Origin of the sequence: Streptomyces sp. NPDC045431, assembly GCF_040646655.1 — a bacterium.
Classification (GTDB): Bacteria; Actinomycetota; Actinomycetes; order Streptomycetales; family Streptomycetaceae; genus Streptomyces.
In genome coordinates, this window is sequence record NZ_JBEZAQ010000022.1 from 64,498 (window position 1) to 87,059 (window position 22,562).

Sequence of the window (22,562 nt, forward strand, 5' to 3'; positions counted from 1 at the left end):
GGTGATTGGAGGGGCGTCCTTCTGCCGTCGGCCGGATCGGACTCGTCACTCTCCTTTACGGTGCTCCCTCTGCTCGCCGCCGTTAACGGTGCACCCGCGCGACCCAGTCCGCCGGTGAGGCGATCTCCGCCTTGGTGGGGAGGGTGTTCGGGGAGGTCCACACCCGGTTGAAGCCGTCCATGCCGACCTCGCCCACCACCGCCCGGACGAACTTCTCGCCGTCGCGGTACTGGCGCAGCTTGGCGTCCAGGCCGAGCAGTTTGCGCAGGGCCAGGTCGAGGCGGGACGCGCCGCGCGCCCGGCGCTGCTGGAACTTCTCGCGGATCTCGGCCACCGACGGCACGACCTGCGGCCCGACGCCGTCCATCACGTAGTCCGCGTGCCCTTCGAGGAGCGACATGACGGCCGTCAGCCGGCCCAGGATCTCGCGCTGCTCGGGCGTCTGGACGAGCTCGACCAGGGAGCGGCCCTCGTCCTCCTCGCCCTCGGGGCGGGCCCCCACGAGCGTCTGGGCGGCCTCGCGCAGCCGCTCCAGCACGGTGGCCGGATCGACGTCGGTGGCGTTCAGGAATGACTGGATCTCGCCCTGCAGATGGTCGCGCAGCCACGGCACGCCGGTGAACTGCGTGCGGTGGGTCTCCTCGTGCAGGCACACCCAGAGCCGGAAGTCGTGCGGGTCCACGTCCAGCTCGCGCTCGACGTGGACGATGTTCGGCGCGACGAGCAGCAGCCGCCCGCCGCCGTTCCGCCCCGCGGGCAGCTCGCGCGTGGCCGGGGCGAAGGTCTCGTACTGGCCGAGGACCCGGGAGGCCAGGAACGACAGCAGCATGCCGAGCTCGACGCCGGTCACCTTGCCGCTCACCGCGCCCAGCACGGCCCCGCCCGGGGAGGAGGAGCGGCGCTCGCTCATCTTGTCCAGCAGGGGTTTGAGCAGCTCGCGGAAGCCCGCGACGTTCGCCCTGATCCAGCCGGGCCGGTCGACGACCAGGATCGGGGTGTCCTCCGGCAGGTGGCCCTCGGGGATCATCCGGGTGTACGCCCGGACGTGCTCCTCCGACGCCTTCGCGTGGCGCCGCAGCTCGGCGACGACCGCCCGCGCCTCCTCGCGGCTCACCTCGGGCCCCGGGCGTACCAGCCGGGTCGCGGTCGCCACCGCGAGGTTCCAGTCGACCATCTCCGCACCACCGATGCTCGTCATGCGTCAACCGTACGTGCTCGGCCGCGTGGAGGGTGAGGGATGGGACGGCACCCTTCCCGGCCGCTCGCCGGACCCGTCAGCGGGTCAGCGCGGCGGCGAGGCGGTCCAGGGCGGGCTGGGCGGCGTGCGCGGACGGGGTCTCGCCGGCGAGAAACGCGAAGGCGAGGAGTCGTCCGTTCGCGGTCACCACCGTCCCGGCGAGGGAGTTCACGCCGGTGAGGGTGCCGGTCTTGGCGCGGATCAGCCCGGCGCCCGGGGAGCCGTCGGCGTAACGGTCCTTCAGGGTGCCGCTGAAGCCGCCGACCGGGAGGCCCGTGAGGACGGGGCGCAGCTCGGGGCGGGCGGGGTCGGCGGCGCGGGAGAGGAGGGCGGTCAGGAGCGCGGCGGAGACCTTGTCGCGCCGGTCGAGGCCGCTGCCGTCGGTGAACCGCGCGCCCGCGAGCGGGACGCCGAGCTTGTCGAGCCGCTCGCGGACGGCGCGGCCGGCACCGTCGAAGCTGGCGGGCTTTCCGGTGGCGAGGGCGGTGTGGCGGGCGAGGGCCTCGGCGAGGTCGTTGTCGCTGTGGGTCAGGGTGTGCTCGACCAGCGCGGCGAGCGGCCGGGAGTAGGTCTTCGCGACCGGGGTGGCCTTCTTGGGCGCCTTGGCGCGGGCGGGTGCCCCCTCACCGGCGACGTCCAGGTCGGCGAGGAGCCCGGCGAAGGCGCGGGCGGTGTCCCCCGCCGGGTCGGCGGAGCGGGGCGCGGGGCCGGTGGCGGCGGCGCCCTCGGCCCGGCCCTCGTCGGTCATCAGGGGCGTCACCGCGGCGATGTTGTCGTTGACGCCGATGGGGTGGCGCTCCGGGCCGGAGTAGAGGGAGGTGTCGTAGGTGAGCCGGACGGTGGTGATGCCGCGGTCGCGCAGGGCGCGGGCGGTGTCCCGCGCGAGGGCGCCGAGCCGGCCCTCGTCGAGCGTCGGGTCGCCGCCGCCGACCAGGGTGACGGTGCGGAAGTCCGCGGAGGCCACGACCGTGGTGGGGATGCGGTGGTCCGGGCCGAGGGCGGAGAGCGCGGCGGCCGCGGTGGCGATCTTCACGGTGGAGGCGGGCGTCATCGGGGCCACGGCCCCGTTCCCGTACAGCTGCTCCCCCGTGGCGACGTCCACGACCGCCGCCGTACGCAGCGGGCCCAGGTCCGGGGAGGCGAGCAGCGGCTCCAGGGCGGCCGCGAGCGCGGTGCGCGCGGCGGCGGGCGGCAGGGCGGCGCCCTTGTCGCGCGCGGCCGGGACCGCGAGGGCGGTGAGGACGCCGGGGGCGCTCGGGGCGGGCGCGGGGGCCTCGGGCCGGGCGGCGCGGTCCGGGCGGCCGGGGCGGGCGGCCGGGCCTCCGGGGGCGGCCGCACCGTGATCTGCGCCACCCGCGCGGGCCCCGGCGGCGGCGCGGGCGCGCTCCGCCGTACGCTGACCCGAGTCCCAGGGACCGGCGAGGCCCGCCGCGCCGGCCGAGAGGACCAGGCCGAGCAGGGCCGAGCCGGCGGCGAGCTGCAAGACCTTCGGCTCCGGCACGGCCGACCAGCCCCTTTCGCAAGCACTCAGTAGCGTGAGGGACACTTAATCACTGAGCTGTGCCGTGAGCACGGCACCCCCGCTTTGTGTTGATCTTGGAGGAGCCACCCGTGGAGTTCGACGTCACCATCGAGATCCCGAAGGGGTCGCGGAACAAGTACGAGGTGGACCACGAGACCGGTCGTATCCGACTGGACCGCCACCTCTTCACGTCGACCGTCTACCCGGCCGACTACGGCTTCGTCGAGGGCACCCTCGGCGAGGACGGCGACCCGCTGGACGCGCTGGTCATCCTGGACGAGCCGACCTTTCCGGGTGTCCTGGTCAAGTGCCGCGCCATCGGCATGTTCCGCATGACGGACGAGGCGGGCGGCGACGACAAGCTGCTGTGCGTGCCGGCCTCCGACCCGCGCATGGAGCACCTGCGGGACATCCACCACGTGTCCGAGTTCGACCGCCTGGAGATCCAGCACTTCTTCGAGGTCTACAAGGACCTGGAGCCCGGCAAGTCGGTCGAGGGCGCCAACTGGGTCGGCCGCGCCGAGGCCGAGGCCGAGATCGAGGCCTCGATCAAGCGCCTGGAGGCGCAGGGCGGCGCTCACTGAGCCCCGTACCGCACTCGGTACGCGCGCGGGCGGTGCACCTTCACGGGTGCGCCGCCCGTCGTGCGTTCGCGCCCTTGCTCATGCGCATACTGGGCAGACGGGTCGGATGGGAGTGAGGGACAGGGCTGTGGCGGCGGAGGAAGCGGGTGTTCCGGAGGACCGGAAGCCTCAGTCGGACGAGGCGCGCAGCGCCTTCACTCCGCCACCGGGGGTGGAGCAGCCCGTCGTGCCCGAGGAGGACCAGCCGACCTCGGAGTTCGCCGTTCCGCAGGGCCTGGCTCCGGAGACGCCGGCGGAGCCGGAGGGCTCCGCGTTCGCCCCGCCCTCCACGTACGGGGCGAAGCACTCGCCGCCCGCGTTCACCCCCGCACACGGCTTCCCGGAGGTGAAGCTGGCGCGGGACGCGCCCTGGCAGGACCGGATGCGCACCATGCTGCGGATGCCGGTGAGCGAGCGGCCGGTGCCGGAGACGGCGCAGCGGCACGAAGAGGTCCGCCCGGCGGTACCGCGCGTGCTCGACCTGACGCTGCGCATCGGCGAGCTGCTGCTCGCGGGCGGCGAGGGCGCGGAGGACGTCGAGGCGGCGATGTTCGCGATCGGCCGGGCGTACGGGCTCGACCGCTGCGAGCCGACCGTGACCTTCACGCTGCTGACGATCACGTACCAGCCCTCGCTGGTGGACGACCCGGTGACGGCGAACCGGACCGTACGGCGGCGCGGCACCGACTACACGCGGCTGGCGGCGGTGTACGCGCTCGTCGCCGACATCAACGCCGAGGACTACGACGTCACGCTGGAGGAGGCCTACCGGCGCCTCGCGGAGATCCGGCGCAACCGGCACCCGTATCCGGGGTGGGTCCTGACGCTGGCGGCGGGGCTGCTGGCCGGGGCGGCGTCGATGCTGCTCGGCGGTGACATGGCCGTCTTCGCGGTGGCGGCGGCGGGCGCGATGCTCGGCGACCGGCTGGCGTGGCTGTGCGCGGGGCGCGGGCTGCCGGAGTTCTACCAGTTCGCGGTGGCGGCGGTGCCGCCGGCGGCGCTGGGTGTGGTCGTGAGCCTGCTGCACGCGGGGCTCCAGCCGAACGCCGTGATCACCGGTGGGCTGTTCGCGCTGATCCCGGGGCGGGCGCTGGTGGCGGCCGTCCAGGACGGCCTGACCGGCTTCTACATCACCGCCTCGGCGCGGCTGCTGGAGGTGGCGTACTTCTTCGTCGCCATCGTGGTGGGCGTGCTGACCGTGCTCTACGTGGGCGTGCAGTTCTTCCAGGCGAAGCTGAACCCCGAGGGGGCGCTCCAGGCGGTGGAGCGGCCGTGGATGCAGATCCTGGCGGCGGTGCTGCTGTCGGTGACCTTCGCGGTGCTGCTGCAGCAGGATCGTTCCACCGTGCTCTTCGTGGCGCTCAACGGCGGTGTCGCGTGGGTGGTGTACGCGTCGATCGCGGTGACCGCGGACGGGCCGACGGTCCTCGCGACAGCGGTCGCGGCGGGGCTGGTGGGCCTCTTCGGGCAGCTGTTCGCGCGGTACGAGCACACCTCGTCGATGCCGTACGTGACGGCCGCGATCGGGCCGCTGCTGCCGGGCTCCGCGACGTACCTGGGGGTGCTCAACATCGCGCAGAACAACCTGGACGCCGGCTTCGCGTCGCTGGCGCGGGCGGCGGCGCTGGCCCTGGCGATCGCGATCGGGGTGAACCTCGGGGGCGAGATGGCGCGCATGTTCATCCGCGCGCCGGGGTCGGCGGCGGCCCGGCGCGCGGCGAAGCGGACGCGCGGCTTCTGATCCCGGATCCCCCTCGGGGGCCTCAGGCCGCGCGTGGCTTCTGGAAGCCCGGGCTCCCCTGGGGCATCACGCCGGTGCGGCGCAGGAAGGCGTACCCGACGCCGAGGCCGATGGCGACCGGCCATTCGATGACGTCCGCCACGCCGAGGACGCCGAGGCCCACGTAGACCGGCAGGCCCCGCTTGGCGGGGAGGACCTGGCGGGCGACCGCCACCGGGAGCATGGCCGCGTTGGCGGCGCCGCTCGCGACGCGGTCGAAGGACGGCAACGACGGCACGGTGAAGCTGATCGTGCGCCCGCCGCCACCGCCGCCGCCGGACGAGGACCGCGCGGGCGTCTCGGGCTTCGTCTCGGGCGCCTCGAAGGCCGTCTGCCGCTCCTTGGGGGGTTCCGCGGCCACCTTCTTGGCGCGTGCGGTCGAGCGTGACTTCGCCGTGGACGACTTCGCCGTACCGGTGGCTTTCGTCGTACCGGCGGCCTTCGTCGTACGCGACTTCGCGGTACCCGACTTCGCCGTACCGGCGGACTTCGTCGAGGAGGAGCGCTTACGAGGCGTTGAAGATGTGGCCACAGGTCTCACATCCGCACTTCTGGTATGGGCAGTTTGTCTATATTTAGGGTAGCCATTCCGGGACGGTTGAATCGGAATGACGGACGGACCGAACGGACCGGAGGCACTGCCCATGTCACCGTTGCCCAGCCCGCACCTGTGGTCACCCGGTCTGCTCGCGCCGGTGGCGTCGGGTGTGACGTACGGAGTCGCCGCCGGGGTCCGCGGTGCCGCCGATGTCGCCGGCCGGCTGATCGGCCTGCCGCAGCGCGACGTGTGGTGGCGGCCCGGACGCTGCTACATCGAGGTCCACGGGGTGCACGGCGTCGGCGGCGAGCGGGTCGCCGCCCGGGTGGAGCGGGCCCTGGAGGGCCACCCCGGGGTGCTGTGGGCGCGGGTGAACGCCCCCTCCGAGCGCGTGGTCGTGGCCGTCTCCGCGCCGCCGCCCGCCGAGCGGGAGCTGGTCGCGCTGGTCAAGCAGGCGGAGGGCGACACGCACCCGGAGGAGTTCGACGAGTGGTGCCCCGAACCGCACCACCCCAGCGAGGGCCCCCGGACCCGCCAGTCGGTGCCCGCCCTGGCGGCGGACACCGTGGGCCTCGGCATCGCCGCCGTACGGCAGCTCACGCCCTGGATCCGGCTGCCGCCCGAAGTGGCGGCCGTCTTCGGCGCCCTCCAGCACCACCCGAAGCTGCGCCACCTGGTCGCCGACCTCAGCAGTCCCGAACAGGCCGAGTCCGTCCTGCCCGTGGTGAGCGCCCTCGCGCAGGGTGTCGCCACCCGGGGCGGCGGCCTCGCCCTGGACGTCTTCGAGCGGGTTGCCCAGTGGCGGGAGGCCACCGCGGAGCGCAAGGCGTGGGCCGACGCCGAACCGGACCTGGTCCGGGGCCCGGAGGACGCGCAGGCGGATCCGCTCGTCGTGGACCGCGCCGGTCCGACGCCCAAGGACTCGGTCGACCGGTACGCCGAGCGGGCCATGATCGCCGGGCTGGCGGCCGGAGCGCTCACGGTGCCGTTCGCCGGGCTGCGCCGGGGGCTGGCCGTCGCGCTCTCCGCCGTGCCGAAGGCGCCGGAGGCCGGGCGCGAGGGCTTCGCGACCAGCCTGGGCCGGGCCCTGGCGATGCGGGGCGTGGTCACCATGGACCGCAGCGCCCTGCGGCGGCTCGGCCAGGTGGACACCGTCGTCCTGGAGGAGGACGCCCTGCGCAGCGAACAGTACGAGCCGGTCGACCTGGAGCTGCTCAGCGGCGCGGACCCGGAGGCGACGGCCGGGCGGCTGTTCGCGCTCTTCGACGCGGACGCGCCGCTCAAGGCCGTACGCGACGACGACGGCTGGGTGCTGGGGCCGCTGGACGAACTCGACCTCACCGGCCGTACCGGCAGGCAGGCCGACGCCCGGCTGCGCCGCCGGGGCGCCGAGCGCACGCTGGGCCTGGCCAGGGGCCGCCGCCTCCAGGCGGTCGCCGGGCTCGGTACGCAGACGGCGCCCGGCGCCGAGGCGGTCGCGGCGGCGGCCCGCCGGGCGGGCGCCCGGGTGGTGCTGGCCACCGACCGCGAGGCACCGGCGTTCACCTTCGCCGACGCCGTGGTCCCGGCGGGCAAGCGCCTGGTGGCGTCCGTACGCGGCCTCCAGGCCGACGGCGCGGTCGTGCTGCTGGTCTCCGGCAACCGGCGCGCGCTCGGGGCGGCCGACTGCGGCGTCGGCGTGCACCGGGACGGCGAGCCGCCCGCCTGGGGCGCGCACCTGATCGTCGGCTCCGACCTCGAATCGGCCGGGATCATCGTGGACGCCGTCGGCATGGCCGCGCGGGTGGACCGCGACAGCGCCGTGCTCGCCGCCGGCGGCAGCGGCGTCGGCGCGGTCGCCGCGCTGCAGGGGCCGCCCGCGCAGGCCACCGCCCGGGGCATGACGGCCGGCACCACGGCCGCGAGCGTGGCGTTCTGCCTCGGAAGCTGGCGCGCCCACCAGCTGCTCTCCCGGCCCCTCGCGCCCCCCGTGACCACCGTGCCGTGGCACCTGATGCCCACCGAGCGGGTCCTGGAGCGGCTGAACACCACCACCGAGGGACTTGAGCCCGACGAGGCGGCCGACCGCAGCGGGGGTCCGCGCGGCGGCAACGAGCCCGCGCGCCTGACCCTCCCGTCGGCGTTCATCGAGGAGCTGTCCAACCCGCTGACGCCCGTCCTCGCCGGTGGCGCCGCGCTCGCCACCGCCGTCGGCTCGCGCACCGACGCCATGCTGGTGGCCGCCATCACCGGCACCTCCGCCCTGATCGGCGGCTTCCAGCGGGTGCGGACCGAGCGCGCCCTCGCCGAGCTGTTCCGCCGCTCCGCGATCGGCGCGCGCGTACGCCGCGGCGGCAAGGAGCGGCTGGTGACCGCCGGTGACCTGGTGGAGGGCGACGTCATCCTGCTGCGGCCCGAGGACGTCGTACCGGCGGACTGCCGGCTGCTGGAGGCCGAGGGGCTGGAGGTCGACGAGTCGTCGCTGACCGGTGAGTCGCTCGCGGTCCACAAGGACCCGGCGCCGGTGGTCGCCACGGACCTCACCGGCCGCCGCTCCATGGTGTACGAGGGGACGACGATCTCCTCCGGGCGGGGCGTGGCGGTCGTGGTCGCGACCGGTTCCAGCACCGAGGTGGGGCGCAGCCTCGCCACCGCGCGGCAGGCCGCCCCCGAGACCGGCGTGGAGGCGCGGCTCGCCTCCCTCACCCGTACGAGCCTGCCCATCGCGCTCGGGTCGGCGACCGCGGTCGCGGCGGCGGGCCTGGTGCACGGGCGGCCGCTCGCGGACAACCTCGCCTCCGCCGTGAACCTCGCCGTCGCCTCCGTGCCGGAGGGGCTGCCCTTCCTGGTGAACGCCGCCCAGCTGGCCGCGGCGCGGCGGCTCGCGGACGTCGGGGCGCTGGTGCGCAACCCGCGCACCATCGAGGCGCTCGGCCGCGCCGACGTGCTGTGCTTCGACAAGACCGGCACGCTCACGGAGGGCAAGCTCCAGCTGGCGGGCGTCAGCGACGGCGAGAGCACCCTGGCGCCGGACCGGCTGGACGCCCGGCGCAAGGCCGTCCTCGCCGCCGCGCTGCGGGCCACCCCGCCCGCCCGGCAGTCCGAGCCGATGGCCCACCAGACCGACCGCGCCGTGACGGCCGGCGCGCGCACCGGGAAGGTGACCGTACGGCACGGGGCCGCGCGCTGGCGGCGGCAGGACACGCTGCCGTTCGAGCCGTCGCGGGCGTACCACGCGACCACGGGCCAGACGACGCACGGCCTGCTGCTCAGCGTGAAGGGCGCGCCCGAGAACGTCCTGGAGCGGTGCGACCGCCGCCGCGGCCCGGACGGCGAGAGCCCGCTCGACGAGGCGGGGCACGCGGCGCTGACCGCCGAGGCGGAGCAGCTGGCGGGCGCCGGGCGGCGGGTGCTGGCCGTGGCGGAGCGGCGGATGGGCGAGGGCGAGGACCTCACCGACGACAGCGTGCGGGAGCTGGTGTTCCTGGGGTTCCTCACGCTGGCGGACCCGGTACGGGCCGGGGCGGCGCCCGCGACGGCGCGGCTGCGGGAGGCGGGCGTGCACACGGTGATGCTCACCGGCGACCACCCGGCCACCGCCGACGCCATCGCCTCCACGATCAGCGACGTCACCGACCCGAAGGTCTGCACCGGCGCCGAGCTGGACGAGCTCGACGACGACGCGCTCGACGAGCTGCTGCCGACGGTGGACGTCATCGCGCGGTGCAGCCCGCACCACAAGGTGCGGATCGTCCAGGCGTACCAGCGGGTCGGGCGGGTCGTCGCGATGACCGGCGACGGCGCGAACGACGCGCCCGCCATCCGGCTCGCCGACATCGGCATCGCGCTGGGGCGGCGCGGCACGCCCGCCGCGACCGCCGCCGCGGACCTGGTGGTGGGCGACGACCGGCTGGAGACGATCGTCGAGGCGCTGATGGAGGGCCGCGCCATGTGGGCGTCGGTCCGGGCCGCGCTCGGCATCCTCATCGGCGGCAACCTCGGCGAGGTCACCTTCAGCGTGCTGATCTCCACGCTGACCGGCTCCACGCCGCTGAACGCCCGCCAGATCATGCTGGTCAACCTGCTGACCGACCTGGCGCCCTCGCTGGCCATCGCGGTGCGCGAACCCGCCGGCCAGAACGCCGAGCGCCTGATGTCGGAGGGCCCGAGCCGCTCGCTCGGCAGCGCCCTGACCAACGAGATGCTGCTGCGCGGGGCCATCACCGCGACCGGCGCGGGGCTGGCGTGGACCGGGGCCCGCCTCACCGGGCGCGGGAAGCGGGCCAGTACGGTCGCGCTGGCCGCGGTCGTCGGTACGCAGCTGGCGCAGACGCTCGCGACGGGCGGGCTCGACCGGAACGTGCTGGCGGCGAGCCTGGGGTCGGCGGCGGTGCTGGCCGCCGTCATCCAGACGCCGGGCGTGAGCCAGTTCTTCGGCTGTACGCCGCTGGGGCCGGTCGCCTGGGGCATCGCGCTGAGCGCGATCGCCACGGCGACGGCGCTGGGGATGGTGCTGTCCCCGCTCGTACGGGAGCGGTGAGGCCCCGGCGCCGCCCCGGCGGGGTCAGCGCTTGGCGTGGCGGCCGCGCGGGGCCGGGGGCAGGGCGCCCTCCTGCCCGTCGGCGACGGCCTGCGCGTTCCGGGCCTTCTTGCCCTGTGAGCGGGCCCGCAGGTACTCGATGACGATCGGGATCACGGAGAGCAGCACGATCAGCACGAGGATCTTCTCGATGTGCTGGTGCACGAAGTCGATCTTGCCGAGGGAGGCGCCGAGGAGCGTGACACCGGCGCCCCACAGGACGCCGCCGATGATGTTGAACGTGATGAATGAGCGGTAGTTCATCCGGCTCACACCGGCGATGATCGGCGTGAACGTCCGCACGATCGGGACGAAGCGGGCCAGGATCAGCGACTTGGGGCCGTGCTTCTCGAAGAACTCGTGCGCCTTCTCGACGTTCTCCTGCTTGAAGAGCCGGGAGTCCGGGCGCTTGAAGAGCGCCGGGCCGACCTTGCGGCCGAAGAGGTATCCGACCTGGTCGCCGATGACGGCGGCGAACACGATGAGGCTGCACACCAGCCACAGCGGGGTGTCGAGCTTGCCGGTGGTCACCAGCAGGCCGGTGGTGAACAGCAGGGAGTCACCCGGCAGGAAGAAGCCGATGAGAAGTCCGGACTCGGCGAAGACGATGACCAGGACGCCGATCAGACCGAAGGTCTGGATCAAATAGTCCGGGTCCAGCCAGCTCGGTCCGAGCGCAAGCGTATTCACGGTTCCGGGGCTCCTGGGTCGGTGGGCGGGACGGCTGCCCAAAGCTATCAACGCTTCCGGCCCCGTCCCGGTTCCACCGCCCCCCCAGGGTCGCTCCCGCGCCTACACGGACTGCTCGCGGTACTCCCGGGTGTCGACGATCAGCGTGCCGTCGTGCTGCTCGTAGTGGGAGAGGGCGAGGCCGAGGCCGAAGAAGGTGGGTGCCCATTCACCGACGAATATGCCCCACCGGTCGGCGCGGGCGAGCCCCGTCCCGGGCTCCATGTTGAGGGACGCGGCCCAGCTGGCGACGGAGAGGCCGATGGAGGCGAAGGCGGCCAGGTAGGCGTGTTCGCTGCGTACACCCATCTCGTGCAGCTTCCTGATGACCATGGTGACTCCTTTCCGGCGGTACCGAGGGTGGTACCGATGGCCGTAGCCGACGAGGTGCCCAAAACGGACGAAGCCATTCCGGATGTCACCCGGCCTCTCGCCGGTGGATCGTCACGCGCGCCCGCGACGGCCGGCCGCGGGCGCGCGTGACGGGTCAGCCCTGCCGGGCGGCGTTCGCCACGATGGCGTCGCGGAGGTGGGCCGCGAAGCCCGGCGTCATGGCGTCGAAGTAGGCCGTGAACCGCTCGTCCGTGACGTACATCTCCGCCAGGCACTGGTGCATCTCGTGCGAGCACGCGTAGTGCCACCGCTCGATCTGCCGCCGGTGCTCCTCCGCCAGGTCCATCGCGCGCTCACCCGTCGGCGGCTCGCCCTCCGCCATCAGGGCCTGGTAGCGGGCGCCCCAGTCGGCGTTCTCGTCCTGCATGCGCTGCCAGTCCGCCTTGGTGTAGCGGGCGGCGCGGCGCTGCGACTCGCGGTACGCGTCCGTGTCGCCCCAGCGCTGCTCGACCTCCTCGGCGTACTGCTCCGGATCGTGGTCCCCGAAGACCTCGAACTTCTCCTCGGGCGTGAGGTTGATGCCCATCTTCCTCGCCTCCATGGCGTGCTCGACGGCCTCGGCCATCCTCGTCAGCTCGGCGATCCGCGCGGTCAGCAGTTCGTGCTGGCGCCGCAGGTGCTCCCGCGGGTCCGCGTCGGGGTCGTCGAGGAGGGCCGCGACCTCGTCGAGCGGGAAGCCCAGCTCCCGGTAGAACATGATCTGCTGCAGCCGGTCGAGGTCGGCGTCGTCGTAACGCCGGTGCCCCGCGTGGCTGCGGCCGCTCGGGGAGAGCAGCCCGATCTCGTCGTAGTGGTGCAGCGTGCGCACCGTCACCCCGGCGAAACCGGCGACCTGTCCCACGGAGTAGCTCATCGCTTCCCGCTCCCTCGCTGAATCGGTACGTCCCTCAGCCTCGGGGCTCACGCGACGTGAGGTGCAAGTCCTGATTCCGGAGGACGCCGATGAAGGGCGGTCCCTCGCCCGCGAAGGTGTACGCGCCGTGCTCGATCCGCTCGATCAGGCCGCGGGTCCACGCGGCCCCCGCGACCGCCGAGTGCACCCACAGGTTCATGATCTCGCCGATGTGGCCCAGCGCCTCGGGCCCCTTCTCCGGGGTGTAGCGCTCCAGGACGTCGGCCTTCCAGCGCTCGATGGCGGCCAGCCGCTGCCGCAGCAGCGCGACCGCCTCCTCGCGCGGCAGGTCGACGATGAAGCCGACCGCCGCGGAGAGGACGTCCGTCTTCTGGTCGTACGAGGTCAGCGACGCGCGCAGCAGCGCGAAGAACTCCTCGGTGCCCTTCTCGGTGATCTCGTACTCGGTGCGCGGCGGGCCGCCGGCCGTGCTGGGCGCCGTCTCGTACGCGCGCAGCATCCCCTGCTTCGCCAGCTGCTTGAGCGCGTGGTAGATCGAGCCGGGCTTGGCGTGGGACCACTCGTGGGCGCCCCAGTACTCCAGGTCGTTGCGTACCTGGTAGCCATGCGCCCGCCCGTGCTGGCGCACGGCCCCGAGGACGAGCAGCCGGATCGGTGACATCGCGTACACCTCCTAGTCGACCTCGACCAGGCTACGCAGCCGGACACCCCCCTACGCGTCGCGCTCCATGTCCACCAGCTCGAACGCCGTCTTCCCGTCCAGCGACTCCCGGATGATGTCGGCGTGACCGGCGTGCCGGGCGATCTCCTCCACCAGGTGCAGCGCCATCCAGCGCATCGACACCCGCCCGTCCTTCGGGAACCAGGGCGCCTCCGGCAGCGGGAAGGTGTCGTCCAGGCTCGGCACCGTCCGCAGGAACTCCTCGGTCTCCTTCGCCACCCGGTCCCAGAAGGCCAGCACGTCCTCGACGGATTCGTCCTCGACCAGCCGGAAGCTGTCGGCGAAGGTCTCCGGGGAGGGGTTGAGCTCGTTCGGCGCCTGCTGGGCCATCCGCAGCCAGGTCAGCTCCGCCTGGGCGGTGTGCTTGAGCAGCCCCGACAGCGACAGCTCACTGGCGCTGGGCCGGGACGCCGCCTGCTCCTCGGTCAGCCCGAGCACCGCGCGCCGGACCCCGCCGCGCTGCGCCTCGATGAAGGCGAGCAGTGCGCCGCGCTCGTCGCCGTGAGCCTCCGCGGGAACGTGAGTGACCATGATCCGTCCGCCTTCCGGCCAGGGGGAGGGGCGCCGACTGCGCCCCTCCAACACCCGCCACACTACGGCCGGTTGAGGACAGTTCGTGTCCTCTACTCAGAACGGGAACCGGCTGCGGCCGTACTGGATCGAGATCCACTTGTACGTGGTGAACGCGTCCACCGTCGCCTCGCCGTTCAGCCGCCCGACACCCGAGTGCTTCTCGCCGCCGAACGGCACGATCGGCTCGTCGTGCACGGTGCCGTCGTTGATGTGGATCATGCCGGTGTGGACGCGCTGCGCGAGCCGCACCCCGCGCTCCACATCGCCCGTGTGGACGGCGCCGCTCAGGCCGTACGGGGTGTCGTTGGCGATCCGTACGGCCTCCTCCTCTCCGTCGAAGGGGATGAGGATCGCCACCGGGCCGAAGATCTCCTGGCTCAGGACCGGGGAGTCGGCCGGCAGGCCGGTCAGGACGGTCGGCGCCACGACGTTCCCCTCGACGGTGCCGCGCACCAGCGCGGTCGCACCCGCCTCGACGGTCTGGTCGACGAGCGAGGAGACGGCCTCCGCCTGCGTGGAGTTGATGAGCGGCCCCAGGTGGGTGGCCGGGTCCGCCGGGTCGCCGGCCCTGAGGGTGCGCACCTTGGCGACGAACTTCTCGGTGAACTCCCGCTCCACCGACCGGTCCACCAGAATCCGGTTCGCGGCCATGCAGACCTGCCCCTGGTGCACGAAGCGGCTGAAGACCGCCGCGTCCACGGCGTAGTCGACGTCCGCGTCGTCCAGGACGATGAGGGCGCTGTTGCCGCCGAGCTCCAGGACGGACCGCTTGAAGTTCGCGGCGCAGACGGTGGCGACGTGGCGGCCGACCCGGTCGGAGCCGGTGAAGGAGATGACCTTGGGCACCGGGTGCTCGATGAGCGCGTCGCCGATCTCGGCGATGTCGGTGATCACGACGTTGAGCAGGCCGGGCGGCAGGCCCGCGTCCTCGAAGACCTTCGCGACCAGGGTGCCGCCGAGGATCGGGGTGTTCTGGTGCGGCTTGAGGACGACCGCGTTGCCGAGCGCGAGGGCCGGGGCGACGGACTTGATCGACAGCAGGAAGGGGAAGTTGAAGGGGCTGATGACGCCCACGACCCCGACCGGGACGCGGTAGAGACGGTTCTCCTTGCCGTCGACCGGCGACGGCACGATGCGGCCCTCGGGGGCGAGCGCCAGGTGGATCGCCTCGCGCAGGAACTCCTTGGCGAGGTGGAGCTCGAAGGCCGCCTTGGTGCGGGTGCCGCCGAGCTCGGCGATGATCGCCTCGGTGATCTCGGCCTCGCGCTCCTCGATGATCCGCAGCGCCCGCTCCAAGACACCGCGGCGCGTATACGGATTGGTGTCGGCCCACGCGCGCTGGGCCCGCTCGGCCGCGCGGTAGGCCTGGTCTATCTCGTCGACGGTGGCGACGGTGATGGAGGCGAGCTTCTCCTCGTTGTACGGGTTGAAGTCGATGATGTCCCACGAGCCGCCGCCGGCCCGCCACTCACCGTCTATGTACTGCAGGGCCAGGTCTGTGAAGTACGACATGCCATTCCTTCCGGCAGGCAGGCAGGCGCGTAGGCGTGCGGGCGTGCAGGCTCAGGGGGTGGTCAGTTCCGCTGCATTGACGCGTCGTCATCGTACTGATGAGTCAGGTGAGTTGGAGGAGACCCCTGAGAAGATCCCGGCTCTCCTCCGGCCCCGGGCTGTCCTGATGCAGCCGCCCCATGACCCGCTCGTACTGGGCGACCTCCTCGCGCTTGTCGAGGTACAGCGCGCTCGTCAGCTGCTCCAGATAGACGATGTCGGAGAGGTCGGACTCGGGGAAGCGCAGCAGGGTGAAGGCACCGCTCTCGCCCGCGTGGCCGCCGAAGCTGAACGGCATGACCTGGAGGGTGACGTTGGGCCGCTCCGAGATCTCGATCAGGTGCTTGAGCTGGTCGCGCATCACGGCACGGTCGCCGTACGGGCGGCGCAGGGCGGCCTCGTCGAGAACGGCGTGAAAGTGCGGTGCCCGCTCGGAGACGAGGATCTTCTGCCGCTCCAGACGCAGCGCGACCCGGCGGTCGATCTCGGCGCGCGGGGCGTCGGGCATGCCGCGCGTGACGACGGCGTGCGCGTACTCCTCGGTCTGCAGCAGGCCGTGCACGAACTGCACTTCGTAGATCCTGATGAGCGAGGCGGCGCTCTCCAGTCCGATGTACGTCTGGAACCAGCCCGGCAGCACGTCGCCGTAACTGTGCCACCAGCCGGCCATGTTGGCCTCGCGGGCGAGCCCGAGGAGCGACTCTCGCTCGGTCTCGTCGGTGACCCCGTAGAGGGTGAGCAGGTCCTCGACATCCCTCGCCTTGAAGCTCACCCGTCCCAACTCCATGCGGCTGATCTTTGATTCGGACGCCCGGATCGAGTAGCCGGCGGCCTCACGGGTGATGCCGCGCGACTCGCGCAGCCGTCGCAGCTGCGAGCCCAGCAGGATGCGCCGCACCACGGAACCGCTCGATTCACTTGCGGTCACGTCTCCAACCCTCCCCATCGCTGATGTGTACGACGGAGCACCCCCGAGCCCCGAGATGCCGGATTCTGCCACCAAACGCTTCAGCGTGTACTCATTCGATTACTGATAGGCGAAGCCCTGACCGTGCAGAGCGCCGGTGACGAGCGCCGAAGTGAAATCCGTCGCCGGAAGATATGGCCAGTAACCGTCACGGGGGTGGACAGGTCGGGCGCGTGCACGTGCATCTGCCCTTGCATCAGGTGGTCGCATTCGGAACCATGGTCCCCGCGCACCTGCGTACTCGTTCGTGTTGTCGCACCACAGCCGCGAATCCCGGGAGTGCCTCGCATGGGGACGAATGGATCGACCATGCTCGAGCCGTTAAGGCAGGGGCTTCCTCCGATCGATGCCGCTTCCGTCTCCACGTCCGCCTCCTGCGCACTGCCGGCCCGCTACGAAGCGGTGCGCGGCGCACGCCAGTTCACCCGGGCGACGCTCGACCAGTGGCACCTGGGCGACCGCTTCGACGACGTCTCGCTCGTCGTCTCGGAACTCGTCACCAACGCGCTGCGGCACGCGCTGCCCGCGGACGCGTCCGGCCTGGACACCGTCTCCCCCGGCGAGTCGCCCTCGGTGCGGCTGCACCTGATGCGCTGGGCGAGCCGGCTGGTGTGCGCGGTCCGCGACCCGAGCCCGGACAGCCCGGCCGCGCGCGAGTCCGCCGAGGACTTCTCGGCCGAGTCGGGCCGGGGCCTGCTCCTGGTCGAGTCCTTCAGCGACAGCTGGGGCTGGCACCCGCTGGCCGGGACGCTGCGCGGGAAGGTGGTCTGGGCGCTGTTCCGGCTCCCGGACACGCCGGCGGGCGGGGCGGGCGCCGCGGGCGCGACCCCGGCGCCGTAACGAGGGCGGCACCGTAACGAGGGCGGCGGCTCGGCCGCCGCGCCTCAGCCGCCGACCAGGTGGTCGAACTCCCCGTCCTTCACACCCAGCAACAGCGCCTCTATCTCCGCCGGCGTGTAGACCAGCGCGGGCCCGTCCGGGTGCCGTGAATTGCGTACGGCGACGTCGCCGCCCGGCAGCTTGGCGAACTCCACGCAGGAGCCCTGCGAGTTGCTGTGCCTGCTCTTCTGCCAGACGACCCCGTGAAGCTCTGTGGCCGCCATGCCGTTGTACACGTGGTGCACAGGACGCTCCCCCGAGATACATGGTGCAGGTGTCAACTATGCGCGATCATAGCTTTCTTTCCTGTGCAACTGCATGAGCAGATGCACGTGCACGCCGGGTGGCCCTTCCGTTACAGCCCCCGTCCAGGAGTAAAGACGCGCGAAAGGCCTTTCCGGCTCCCGCACCTGCCCCGGTACGCACACGAAGGCCCCCCGCCGAGTGGGCGGGGGGCCTGTTGCGCGGGCGGTGGGACGTCAGCGCGAGGACGACGAGTACGGCAGCAGCGCCATCTCGCGGGCGTTCTTGACGGCCCGCGCCAGCATCCGCTGCTGCTGGGCCGAGACGCGCGTCACACGCCTGCTGCGGATCTTGCCGCGGTCCGAGATGAACTTCCGCAGCAGATCGGTGTCCTTGTAGTCGATGTACGTGATGCCGTCGCGGTCCAGCGGGTTCGGCCGGTTCTTCGCGGGCTTGCGGTCGGCGGCCGAGCGGCGGGGGGACATGGGGTCAGACCTCCAGGAGGGAGTCGAAGGCGGACGGCAGCCGCTGCCAGGCCTCGCGGCCCGCGGCGTACTCCGCGTCGGTGAGCAGGCAGGAGTCGAGGAGCTCGGCGAGCCCCTCGCGGTCCAGGCCCGGCGAGGTGAAGACGAGGTGCTGGCAGCGGTCCCCGTGCTCGGGGTCCCAGTCCAGCGCTGCCGCCGCCCGGCGCACCGGCGGGACCATCTCCCAGGCGGCGTCGGGCAGCGAGGCGAGCCACGGCCCGGCGGGCTCGACGCACAGCGCGCCGCCCGCCGCGTCCCAGGCCAGCAGCGTGTCGGGCCGGTCGGCCAGCCAGAACCGCCCCCGGCTGCGGGCGGCCGCGCAGCACAGGTCCTCCAGCGCCGCGTACAAGCGCCCCGGGTGGAACGGCCGGCGCCGCCGCCACACGTACGTACCGACGCCGTGCGCGTCCGCGTCCTGCGGCAGCAGCGCGCACGCCGGGTGCTGCGCGGCCGCGGCGGCCTCCACGTCGAAGCCGCCCAGCGCGGCCGCCGCCAGGTCGCCCTCCACCGGAACCCGGCGGGCGGTCGGGTGCAGCTGGGCGAGGAGCGCGCGGTCCTCGTCGTCGGCCTCCGGGCTGTCGAGGACGGCGAGCACGGGCGCGTACTCCAGCTGGCGCGCCCAGGTGTCGGCGACGGTGCGCTGGTCGGTGGCGGCCGCGGCGAGGCCCGCGTCCATCAGGTCGTCGCCGTTGCCGAGGTACGGCAGGAGGAGCGCCGGGTCCACGGCGGTGATGACGGAGGTGACGCGCAGTCCGGCCGCCGCGACCACCTCGGCCATCGCCTTGGGTTCGACCGAGTCCCACAGCTCGACGACGGCGAGCCGGGTGAGCCCGGCGTCCGCGAGCCGCTCCAGCTCGGGCACCAGGTCCTCGCGGAGCGCACAGCAGGCGCAGTCGTTGACCAGCGGCGTCTCGCCGGTCGACAGCACGCCGGTGGCGTCCCGGACCGTGCGCGTCACCGTACCCTCGGGCGCCGTCGACAGGTCGTGGTGGAGCGCCACGCTGCCGGGGACGGTGGCGAGCAGCCGCTCCACGGCGGCGGCGCGGGCGTCCGCGTGCAGCCCGCCGACGATCGCGACGGACAGCATCAGCGCGCCCCGCGGCGGCCGTCGGCCCCGTAGCGCTTCTGGAACTTCTCCACGCGCCCGGCCGTGTCCAGCACGCGCGCCTGGCCCGTGTAGAAGGGGTGGCTCGCGGAGGAGATCTCGACGTCGATGACGGGGTAGGTGTTGCCGTCCTCCCACTCGACCGTCTTGTCGCTGGTGGCGGTCGACCGGGTCAGGAAGGCGAAGCCGCCGGCCTTGTCACGGAAGACGACGGGCTCGTACGAGGGGTGGATTCCGGGCTTCATCGCTGGGCTCAGCGCTCCTCTCGGAAGTCGACGTGCCGCCCGACGACCGGGTCGTACTTGCGCAGCGTCATGCGGTCGGGGTCGTTACGGCGGTTCTTGCGGGTCACGTAGGTGTAGCCGGTGCCGGCGGTGGACCGGAGCTTGATGACCGGTCGGAGTTCGTTGCGGGCCATGCGGCGAGAGTATGTGAAAATGGTTTCCATTACCAAGCCACAGTCTTGGAAGGCTCACGAGAGGTAGGTCACCTTGTCCGCCCACTGCCAGCTGACCGGCGCCCAGCCGGGCTTCGGCAACCGCATCTCGCACTCGCACCGGCGTACGTCACGCCGCTTCGACCCCAACATCCAGCGCAAGCGCTACTGGCTGCCGAGCGAGGGCCGGTACGTCCGGCTGACCCTGTCCACCAAGGGCATCAAGACCGTCGACGCCATCGGCATCGAGGCGGCGGTGGCCCGCATCCGCGCCCGCGGGGTGAAGGTCTGATGGCGAAGAAGAGCAAGATCGCGCGCAACGAGCAGCGCAAGACGGTCGTCGAGCGGTACGCGGCCCGGCGCGCCGAGCTGAAGGCGCTCATCCGCCGCCCCTCGACGCCGGAGGCCGATCGCCTCGCCGCCCAGGCGGAGCTGCGCCGCCAGCCGCGCGACGCCAGCGCCACGCGCGTACGCAACCGGGACAGCGTGGACGGGCGGCCGCGCGGTCACCTGCGGAAGTTCGGCATGTCGCGGGTGAACGTGCGGCAGCAGGCGCACGCCGGGTTCCTGCCGGGGGTGCGCAAGTCCTCCTGGTAGCACGCCAACGGCGCGTACCGGCTGGTAGCTTGACGGCGTGAACGTACAGAGGCTCGTACGGAACACGGCCGTCACGGCGGCCGGCTGCGCGGCCGCGCTCGCCCTGACCGGCTGCGGCGGCGGCGCGGACACGGACGACGGGCGGGGCAAGACCGACGGCCGCGCCGCCACCGTGCCCCCCTCCCCCGCCGCGTCTCCGGCCACGCCCCCACCCGCCCCGGCTCTCGAAGGCGCGTGGCTCGGCGTCACCGACGGCAAGGCCGTGAACCTCACCGTCAAGAAGGGTCACGTCGTCGTCCTCGCGGAGTCCCGGCTCTGCCAGGGCTCCGCGAGGGACGCGGGACCGGGCGCGGTGTCCCTGACGGTGAAGTGCCGGGACGGCGACACCGGCCGGGCGCGCGGCACCGCGCGGGAGGCCGGGGGCGGGAAGCTCGTCGTGACGTGGGAGAGCGGCACGACGGACACCCTCACCAAGGCGCCGACCGGGGAGAACGTCCCGACGTCACTGCCGTCCCTGCCGCCACAGCCCTAGGCCGGGTCCGCTTCCCGCAGGGCGTCGGAGAGCGACTCCAGCGCCTCGCGCAGCAGGCGCACCCCCTCGCGTACGACCGGCTCGGGGACCTCGTCGTCCCCGGCCCGGACCTCGTCCCAGCGCGGCACGCGGCCCTCGCGGATGTCCTTGGCGCCGCGTTCGGTCGCGCGGCGCAGCGCGTCCGCGAGGGCGGCGGCCGCGGAGAGCGGAGCCGCGTCGCGGTCCGGGAGGTGGGCCTCCATCAGCATCGTGGCCCGGCCCAGTTGCGCGAGGGCCTGCTCCGCGCCGTCGGCGGCGGTGTGGGTCAGGCCCCGGTGCCTGACCGGTTCGTGGGTGGCGCGCGCATGGGCCTCCTGCCAGGCGACCCGGGCGGTACGGGTGGCGAGCACGGCCTCGCGTACGTCGGCGGCGTCGCGTCCGGCGGCCGGATGCGCGTAGTGGGCGAGCACGCAGGCGGCGTACCGCCCGTCCGCCGCCAGCCAGTCGGCGAGCCGGGCGCGCAGCCGGGGCGTCTCCCACGCCGGGTACACGGCGTACGCCACCATCGCCAGCACCCCGCCGAGCAGCGTCAGCAACACCCGCTCCGGGACGGTCTGGTCCCAGCTCTCGCCGCCCATGCCGAGCAGGAAGACGACGTACGCCGAGACGCAGACCTGCGCGGCGGCGTAGCCCGTGCGCATCAGCAGGAACATCCCGAAGGCGCACGCCACGGCGAGCGCGGCGGAGGTGTACGTGCCCGGGGTCGCGGTCCGCACGACGGCGGTGGCCAGCGCCACGCCGAGCAGGGTGCCGCAGAAGCGGGCCACCGCGCGGGCGTAGGTCTGCGTGAAGTCGGGGCGCATGGCCATGACGGCGGCCATCGGCGCCCAGTACCCGTGCCCGAGGGGCAGCGCCGTACCGAGGAGGTACCCGAGCCCGGCGACGGCCGAGACCCGCACGGCGTGCCGGAAGACGGGCGAGCCGCCGCGCAGTTCGCCCCGGAGGTCGCGTGCGACGCCGGGCAGGAGGCTCAGGAGCGAGGGGCGCGAGCGGGCCTCGCCCGGTTCGGCCCGCCCGCTGGGCGTCGCCGTCTCGACGACGTCCTCCAGGAGAGCGGCGAGGCGGACGGCCGCGCGGCGGGCCGGGCCGGTGAGGATCGCCCCGGTGTCGGGGGTGCGGAGCGCGGCGAGGGCGGCGGGCGGGATGGCGGCCGGCCGGCCGTGGCGGATCGCGCCGGCGGCGGTGTCGAGCACGGCCCCGGCGGCGTCGAGGAGTTCGCGCACCCGCGCGCGCTGCGGTCCCTCGCGCGGGACGCCGATCGCCGGGTCGGCGAGCAAGGCGAGCACCGGCCGGATGCGCTCGGCGAGCCCGCGCGCCCCGTGCAGCTCGGCCGGCCGGCGGCGGGCCTGGCGGCGGGTGACGGCGGCGGCGCTGCGGGCCGTCATGAGCGGCACCGGGTCGAAGGGCGCCAGCGGATCGTGCCGCAGCCGCCGCGCGTAGTCGGCTTCGGCGGCCAGCGCGTCGGCGAGCGCGTCGCGGTGCGGGCCCCAGCGGCGGAGGGGCACGAGCACGATGAGCGCGGCCTGGACGAGCCCGCCGGCGGCGATGACGAGCGCGTGGCCGGCCGCGGCGGCGACGGAGGTGGGGAGGGTGACGGTGACCAGCATGATGGCGACGTTCGACGACGCGATGACCCCGGCCGTGGGCCCGGCGACCCACGCGAGACCGGCGAGGAACGTCCACGCCACCAGCAGGCAGAGGAACAGCACCGGGTGAGCACCCGTCAGGTAGCCCACGAAGGTCGACACGGCGAGGCTCACCCCGGACGCGAGCGCCAGCGTCGGCCGCGGCCGCCAGCTGCGCTGGAACGTGGCGACCGCGGCCTGGAACGCCCCGAACGCCGAACTCACCGCCACGGTGGTCCCGAACGCCGCGAGGCTCACCCCAACGACCAGCGCCAGCCCGGCGGCTCCCCGCAGCGCGATCAGCGGCTCCAGCCTGCGCCGCTCCACCGTGAGCCCCGCACGGGCGGTCGCCTTGAGCGCGCGGAGCCAGGTCATGGGGACGAGGGTAACGGCATACCACCACATACCGGACACACGCACCGGCGGCGGAAACGACCACCCGCGTGAGGGGGTCGGGGGTGGAGCGTGGGGGGTGGTCGGACGTCAAACGACTGAACTCGCGCGAAGCGCGGTGAACGAGAGTCCGACCACCCCCCA

The 22,562-nt window shown here is 73.5% G+C and carries 23 protein-coding genes; 7 read left to right on the plus strand and 16 right to left on the minus strand.

Going from position 1 to position 22,562, the window contains the following annotated elements; translation table 11 throughout:
* Positions 1 to 82: 82 nt before the first annotated feature.
* Both AB0A69_RS30125 and dacB read right to left on the minus strand, forming a co-directional pair.
* Positions 83 to 1,198 carry a zinc-dependent metalloprotease gene (locus tag AB0A69_RS30125; protein WP_361428590.1) on the minus strand — a complete coding sequence of 372 codons (1,116 nt, stop codon included), beginning with the start codon at positions 1,196 to 1,198 and terminating at the stop codon, positions 83 to 85.
* A 76-nt stretch (positions 1,199 to 1,274) separates the two neighbouring features.
* Complete coding sequence (dacB, locus tag AB0A69_RS30130) at positions 1,275 to 2,738, minus strand: D-alanyl-D-alanine carboxypeptidase/D-alanyl-D-alanine-endopeptidase (RefSeq protein ID WP_361428592.1); 1,464 nt, start codon at positions 2,736 to 2,738, stop codon at positions 1,275 to 1,277.
* Between the two features lie 110 nt (positions 2,739 to 2,848).
* Here dacB and AB0A69_RS30135 point away from each other — a divergent pair, with 110 nt between their 5' ends.
* Complete coding sequence (locus AB0A69_RS30135; protein WP_031077398.1) at positions 2,849 to 3,343, plus strand: inorganic diphosphatase; 495 nt, start codon at positions 2,849 to 2,851, stop codon at positions 3,341 to 3,343.
* Between the two features lie 106 nt (positions 3,344 to 3,449).
* Entirely contained in the window at positions 3,450 to 5,123 is a 1,674-nt protein-coding gene (locus AB0A69_RS30140) for a threonine/serine exporter family protein (protein WP_361428595.1), read from the plus strand.
* 22 nt (positions 5,124 to 5,145) lie between these two features.
* Here the strand turns inward: AB0A69_RS30140 and AB0A69_RS30145 are convergent, their stop codons facing one another.
* Positions 5,146 to 5,694, minus strand: coding sequence for a hypothetical protein (locus AB0A69_RS30145; protein ID WP_361428597.1), 549 nt, complete (start codon positions 5,692 to 5,694; stop codon positions 5,146 to 5,148).
* Positions 5,695 to 5,806: 112 nt separating this feature from the next.
* Between AB0A69_RS30145 and AB0A69_RS30150 the strand changes: the two genes are divergently transcribed.
* Positions 5,807 to 10,219: an HAD-IC family P-type ATPase gene (locus tag AB0A69_RS30150; protein ID WP_361428599.1), complete on the plus strand. Its 4,413-nt coding sequence runs from the start codon at positions 5,807 to 5,809 to the stop codon at positions 10,217 to 10,219.
* Positions 10,220 to 10,243: 24 nt separating this feature from the next.
* On the opposite strand, the gene AB0A69_RS30155 is transcribed toward AB0A69_RS30150, so the two are convergent.
* The 7 genes from AB0A69_RS30155 to AB0A69_RS30185 all read right to left on the minus strand — a co-directional run bounded on the left by AB0A69_RS30155 (position 10,244) and on the right by AB0A69_RS30185 (position 16,024).
* Positions 10,244 to 10,948 (minus strand): VTT domain-containing protein, encoded by a 705-nt coding sequence (locus AB0A69_RS30155; protein ID WP_361428601.1) that lies wholly within the window; start codon positions 10,946 to 10,948, stop codon positions 10,244 to 10,246.
* A gap of 102 nt (positions 10,949 to 11,050) precedes the next feature.
* A complete protein-coding gene (locus tag AB0A69_RS30160; RefSeq protein ID WP_361428603.1) occupies positions 11,051 to 11,320 on the minus strand; it encodes a hypothetical protein in 270 nt (89 codons plus the stop codon).
* A gap of 154 nt (positions 11,321 to 11,474) precedes the next feature.
* Positions 11,475 to 12,233 carry a MerR family transcriptional regulator gene (locus tag AB0A69_RS30165; RefSeq protein WP_361428605.1) on the minus strand — a complete coding sequence of 253 codons (759 nt, stop codon included), beginning with the start codon at positions 12,231 to 12,233 and terminating at the stop codon, positions 11,475 to 11,477.
* 34 nt (positions 12,234 to 12,267) lie between these two features.
* The gene (locus tag AB0A69_RS30170; RefSeq protein WP_361428607.1) at positions 12,268 to 12,894 is read right to left on the minus strand and encodes a PadR family transcriptional regulator; all 627 of its coding nucleotides are present in this window, start codon (positions 12,892 to 12,894) and stop codon (positions 12,268 to 12,270) included.
* Positions 12,895 to 12,945: 51 nt separating this feature from the next.
* Positions 12,946 to 13,485, minus strand: a complete 540-nt coding sequence (locus AB0A69_RS30175; protein ID WP_361428609.1) for a DinB family protein — start codon at positions 13,483 to 13,485, stop codon at positions 12,946 to 12,948.
* A gap of 96 nt (positions 13,486 to 13,581) precedes the next feature.
* The gene (locus AB0A69_RS30180; protein WP_361428611.1) at positions 13,582 to 15,039 is read right to left on the minus strand and encodes an aldehyde dehydrogenase family protein; all 1,458 of its coding nucleotides are present in this window, start codon (positions 15,037 to 15,039) and stop codon (positions 13,582 to 13,584) included.
* Between the two features lie 103 nt (positions 15,040 to 15,142).
* Positions 15,143 to 16,024 (minus strand): helix-turn-helix transcriptional regulator, encoded by an 882-nt coding sequence (locus tag AB0A69_RS30185; RefSeq protein ID WP_361428613.1) that lies wholly within the window; start codon positions 16,022 to 16,024, stop codon positions 15,143 to 15,145.
* A 309-nt stretch (positions 16,025 to 16,333) separates the two neighbouring features.
* On the opposite strand from AB0A69_RS30185, the gene AB0A69_RS30190 reads away from it, so the two are divergent.
* Positions 16,334 to 16,885: an ATP-binding protein gene (locus AB0A69_RS30190; RefSeq protein ID WP_361428615.1), complete on the plus strand. Its 552-nt coding sequence runs from the start codon at positions 16,334 to 16,336 to the stop codon at positions 16,883 to 16,885.
* Between the two features lie 44 nt (positions 16,886 to 16,929).
* On the opposite strand, the gene AB0A69_RS30195 is transcribed toward AB0A69_RS30190, so the two are convergent.
* The 5 genes from AB0A69_RS30195 to rpmG form a co-directional block, all read right to left on the minus strand.
* Positions 16,930 to 17,169: a DUF397 domain-containing protein gene (locus AB0A69_RS30195; RefSeq protein WP_355363110.1), complete on the minus strand. Its 240-nt coding sequence runs from the start codon at positions 17,167 to 17,169 to the stop codon at positions 16,930 to 16,932.
* Between the two features lie 234 nt (positions 17,170 to 17,403).
* Positions 17,404 to 17,652 carry a 30S ribosomal protein S18 gene (gene rpsR, locus AB0A69_RS30200; protein ID WP_361428617.1) on the minus strand — a complete coding sequence of 83 codons (249 nt, stop codon included), beginning with the start codon at positions 17,650 to 17,652 and terminating at the stop codon, positions 17,404 to 17,406.
* Between the two features lie 4 nt (positions 17,653 to 17,656).
* The gene (locus AB0A69_RS30205; protein ID WP_361428619.1) at positions 17,657 to 18,778 is read right to left on the minus strand and encodes a GTP-binding protein; all 1,122 of its coding nucleotides are present in this window, start codon (positions 18,776 to 18,778) and stop codon (positions 17,657 to 17,659) included.
* The gene (locus AB0A69_RS30210; RefSeq protein WP_361428621.1) at positions 18,778 to 19,041 is read right to left on the minus strand and encodes a type B 50S ribosomal protein L31; all 264 of its coding nucleotides are present in this window, start codon (positions 19,039 to 19,041) and stop codon (positions 18,778 to 18,780) included. The genes AB0A69_RS30205 and AB0A69_RS30210 overlap by 1 nt, the downstream gene beginning before the upstream one ends.
* 8 nt (positions 19,042 to 19,049) lie before the next feature.
* Positions 19,050 to 19,214 (minus strand): 50S ribosomal protein L33, encoded by a 165-nt coding sequence (gene rpmG, locus AB0A69_RS30215; protein WP_003999141.1) that lies wholly within the window; start codon positions 19,212 to 19,214, stop codon positions 19,050 to 19,052.
* 73 nt (positions 19,215 to 19,287) lie between these two features.
* Between rpmG and rpmB the strand changes: the two genes are divergently transcribed.
* From rpmB to AB0A69_RS30230, 3 genes are read left to right on the plus strand one after another with little or no spacing between them, the layout of a single operon-like run.
* The gene (rpmB, locus tag AB0A69_RS30220; RefSeq protein ID WP_361428623.1) at positions 19,288 to 19,524 is read left to right on the plus strand and encodes a 50S ribosomal protein L28; all 237 of its coding nucleotides are present in this window, start codon (positions 19,288 to 19,290) and stop codon (positions 19,522 to 19,524) included.
* Entirely contained in the window at positions 19,524 to 19,829 is a 306-nt protein-coding gene (rpsN, locus tag AB0A69_RS30225) for a 30S ribosomal protein S14 (protein ID WP_361428625.1), read from the plus strand. Before rpmB ends, rpsN begins: the two co-directional genes overlap by 1 nt.
* 37 nt (positions 19,830 to 19,866) lie before the next feature.
* Positions 19,867 to 20,361 carry a hypothetical protein gene (locus AB0A69_RS30230; protein ID WP_361428627.1) on the plus strand — a complete coding sequence of 165 codons (495 nt, stop codon included), beginning with the start codon at positions 19,867 to 19,869 and terminating at the stop codon, positions 20,359 to 20,361.
* On the opposite strand, the gene AB0A69_RS30235 is transcribed toward AB0A69_RS30230, so the two are convergent.
* Positions 20,358 to 22,400: an FUSC family protein gene (locus AB0A69_RS30235; RefSeq protein WP_361428629.1), complete on the minus strand. Its 2,043-nt coding sequence runs from the start codon at positions 22,398 to 22,400 to the stop codon at positions 20,358 to 20,360. The two genes, AB0A69_RS30230 and AB0A69_RS30235, sit on opposite strands and share 4 nt — an antisense overlap.
* Positions 22,401 to 22,562: the final 162 nt, after the last annotated feature.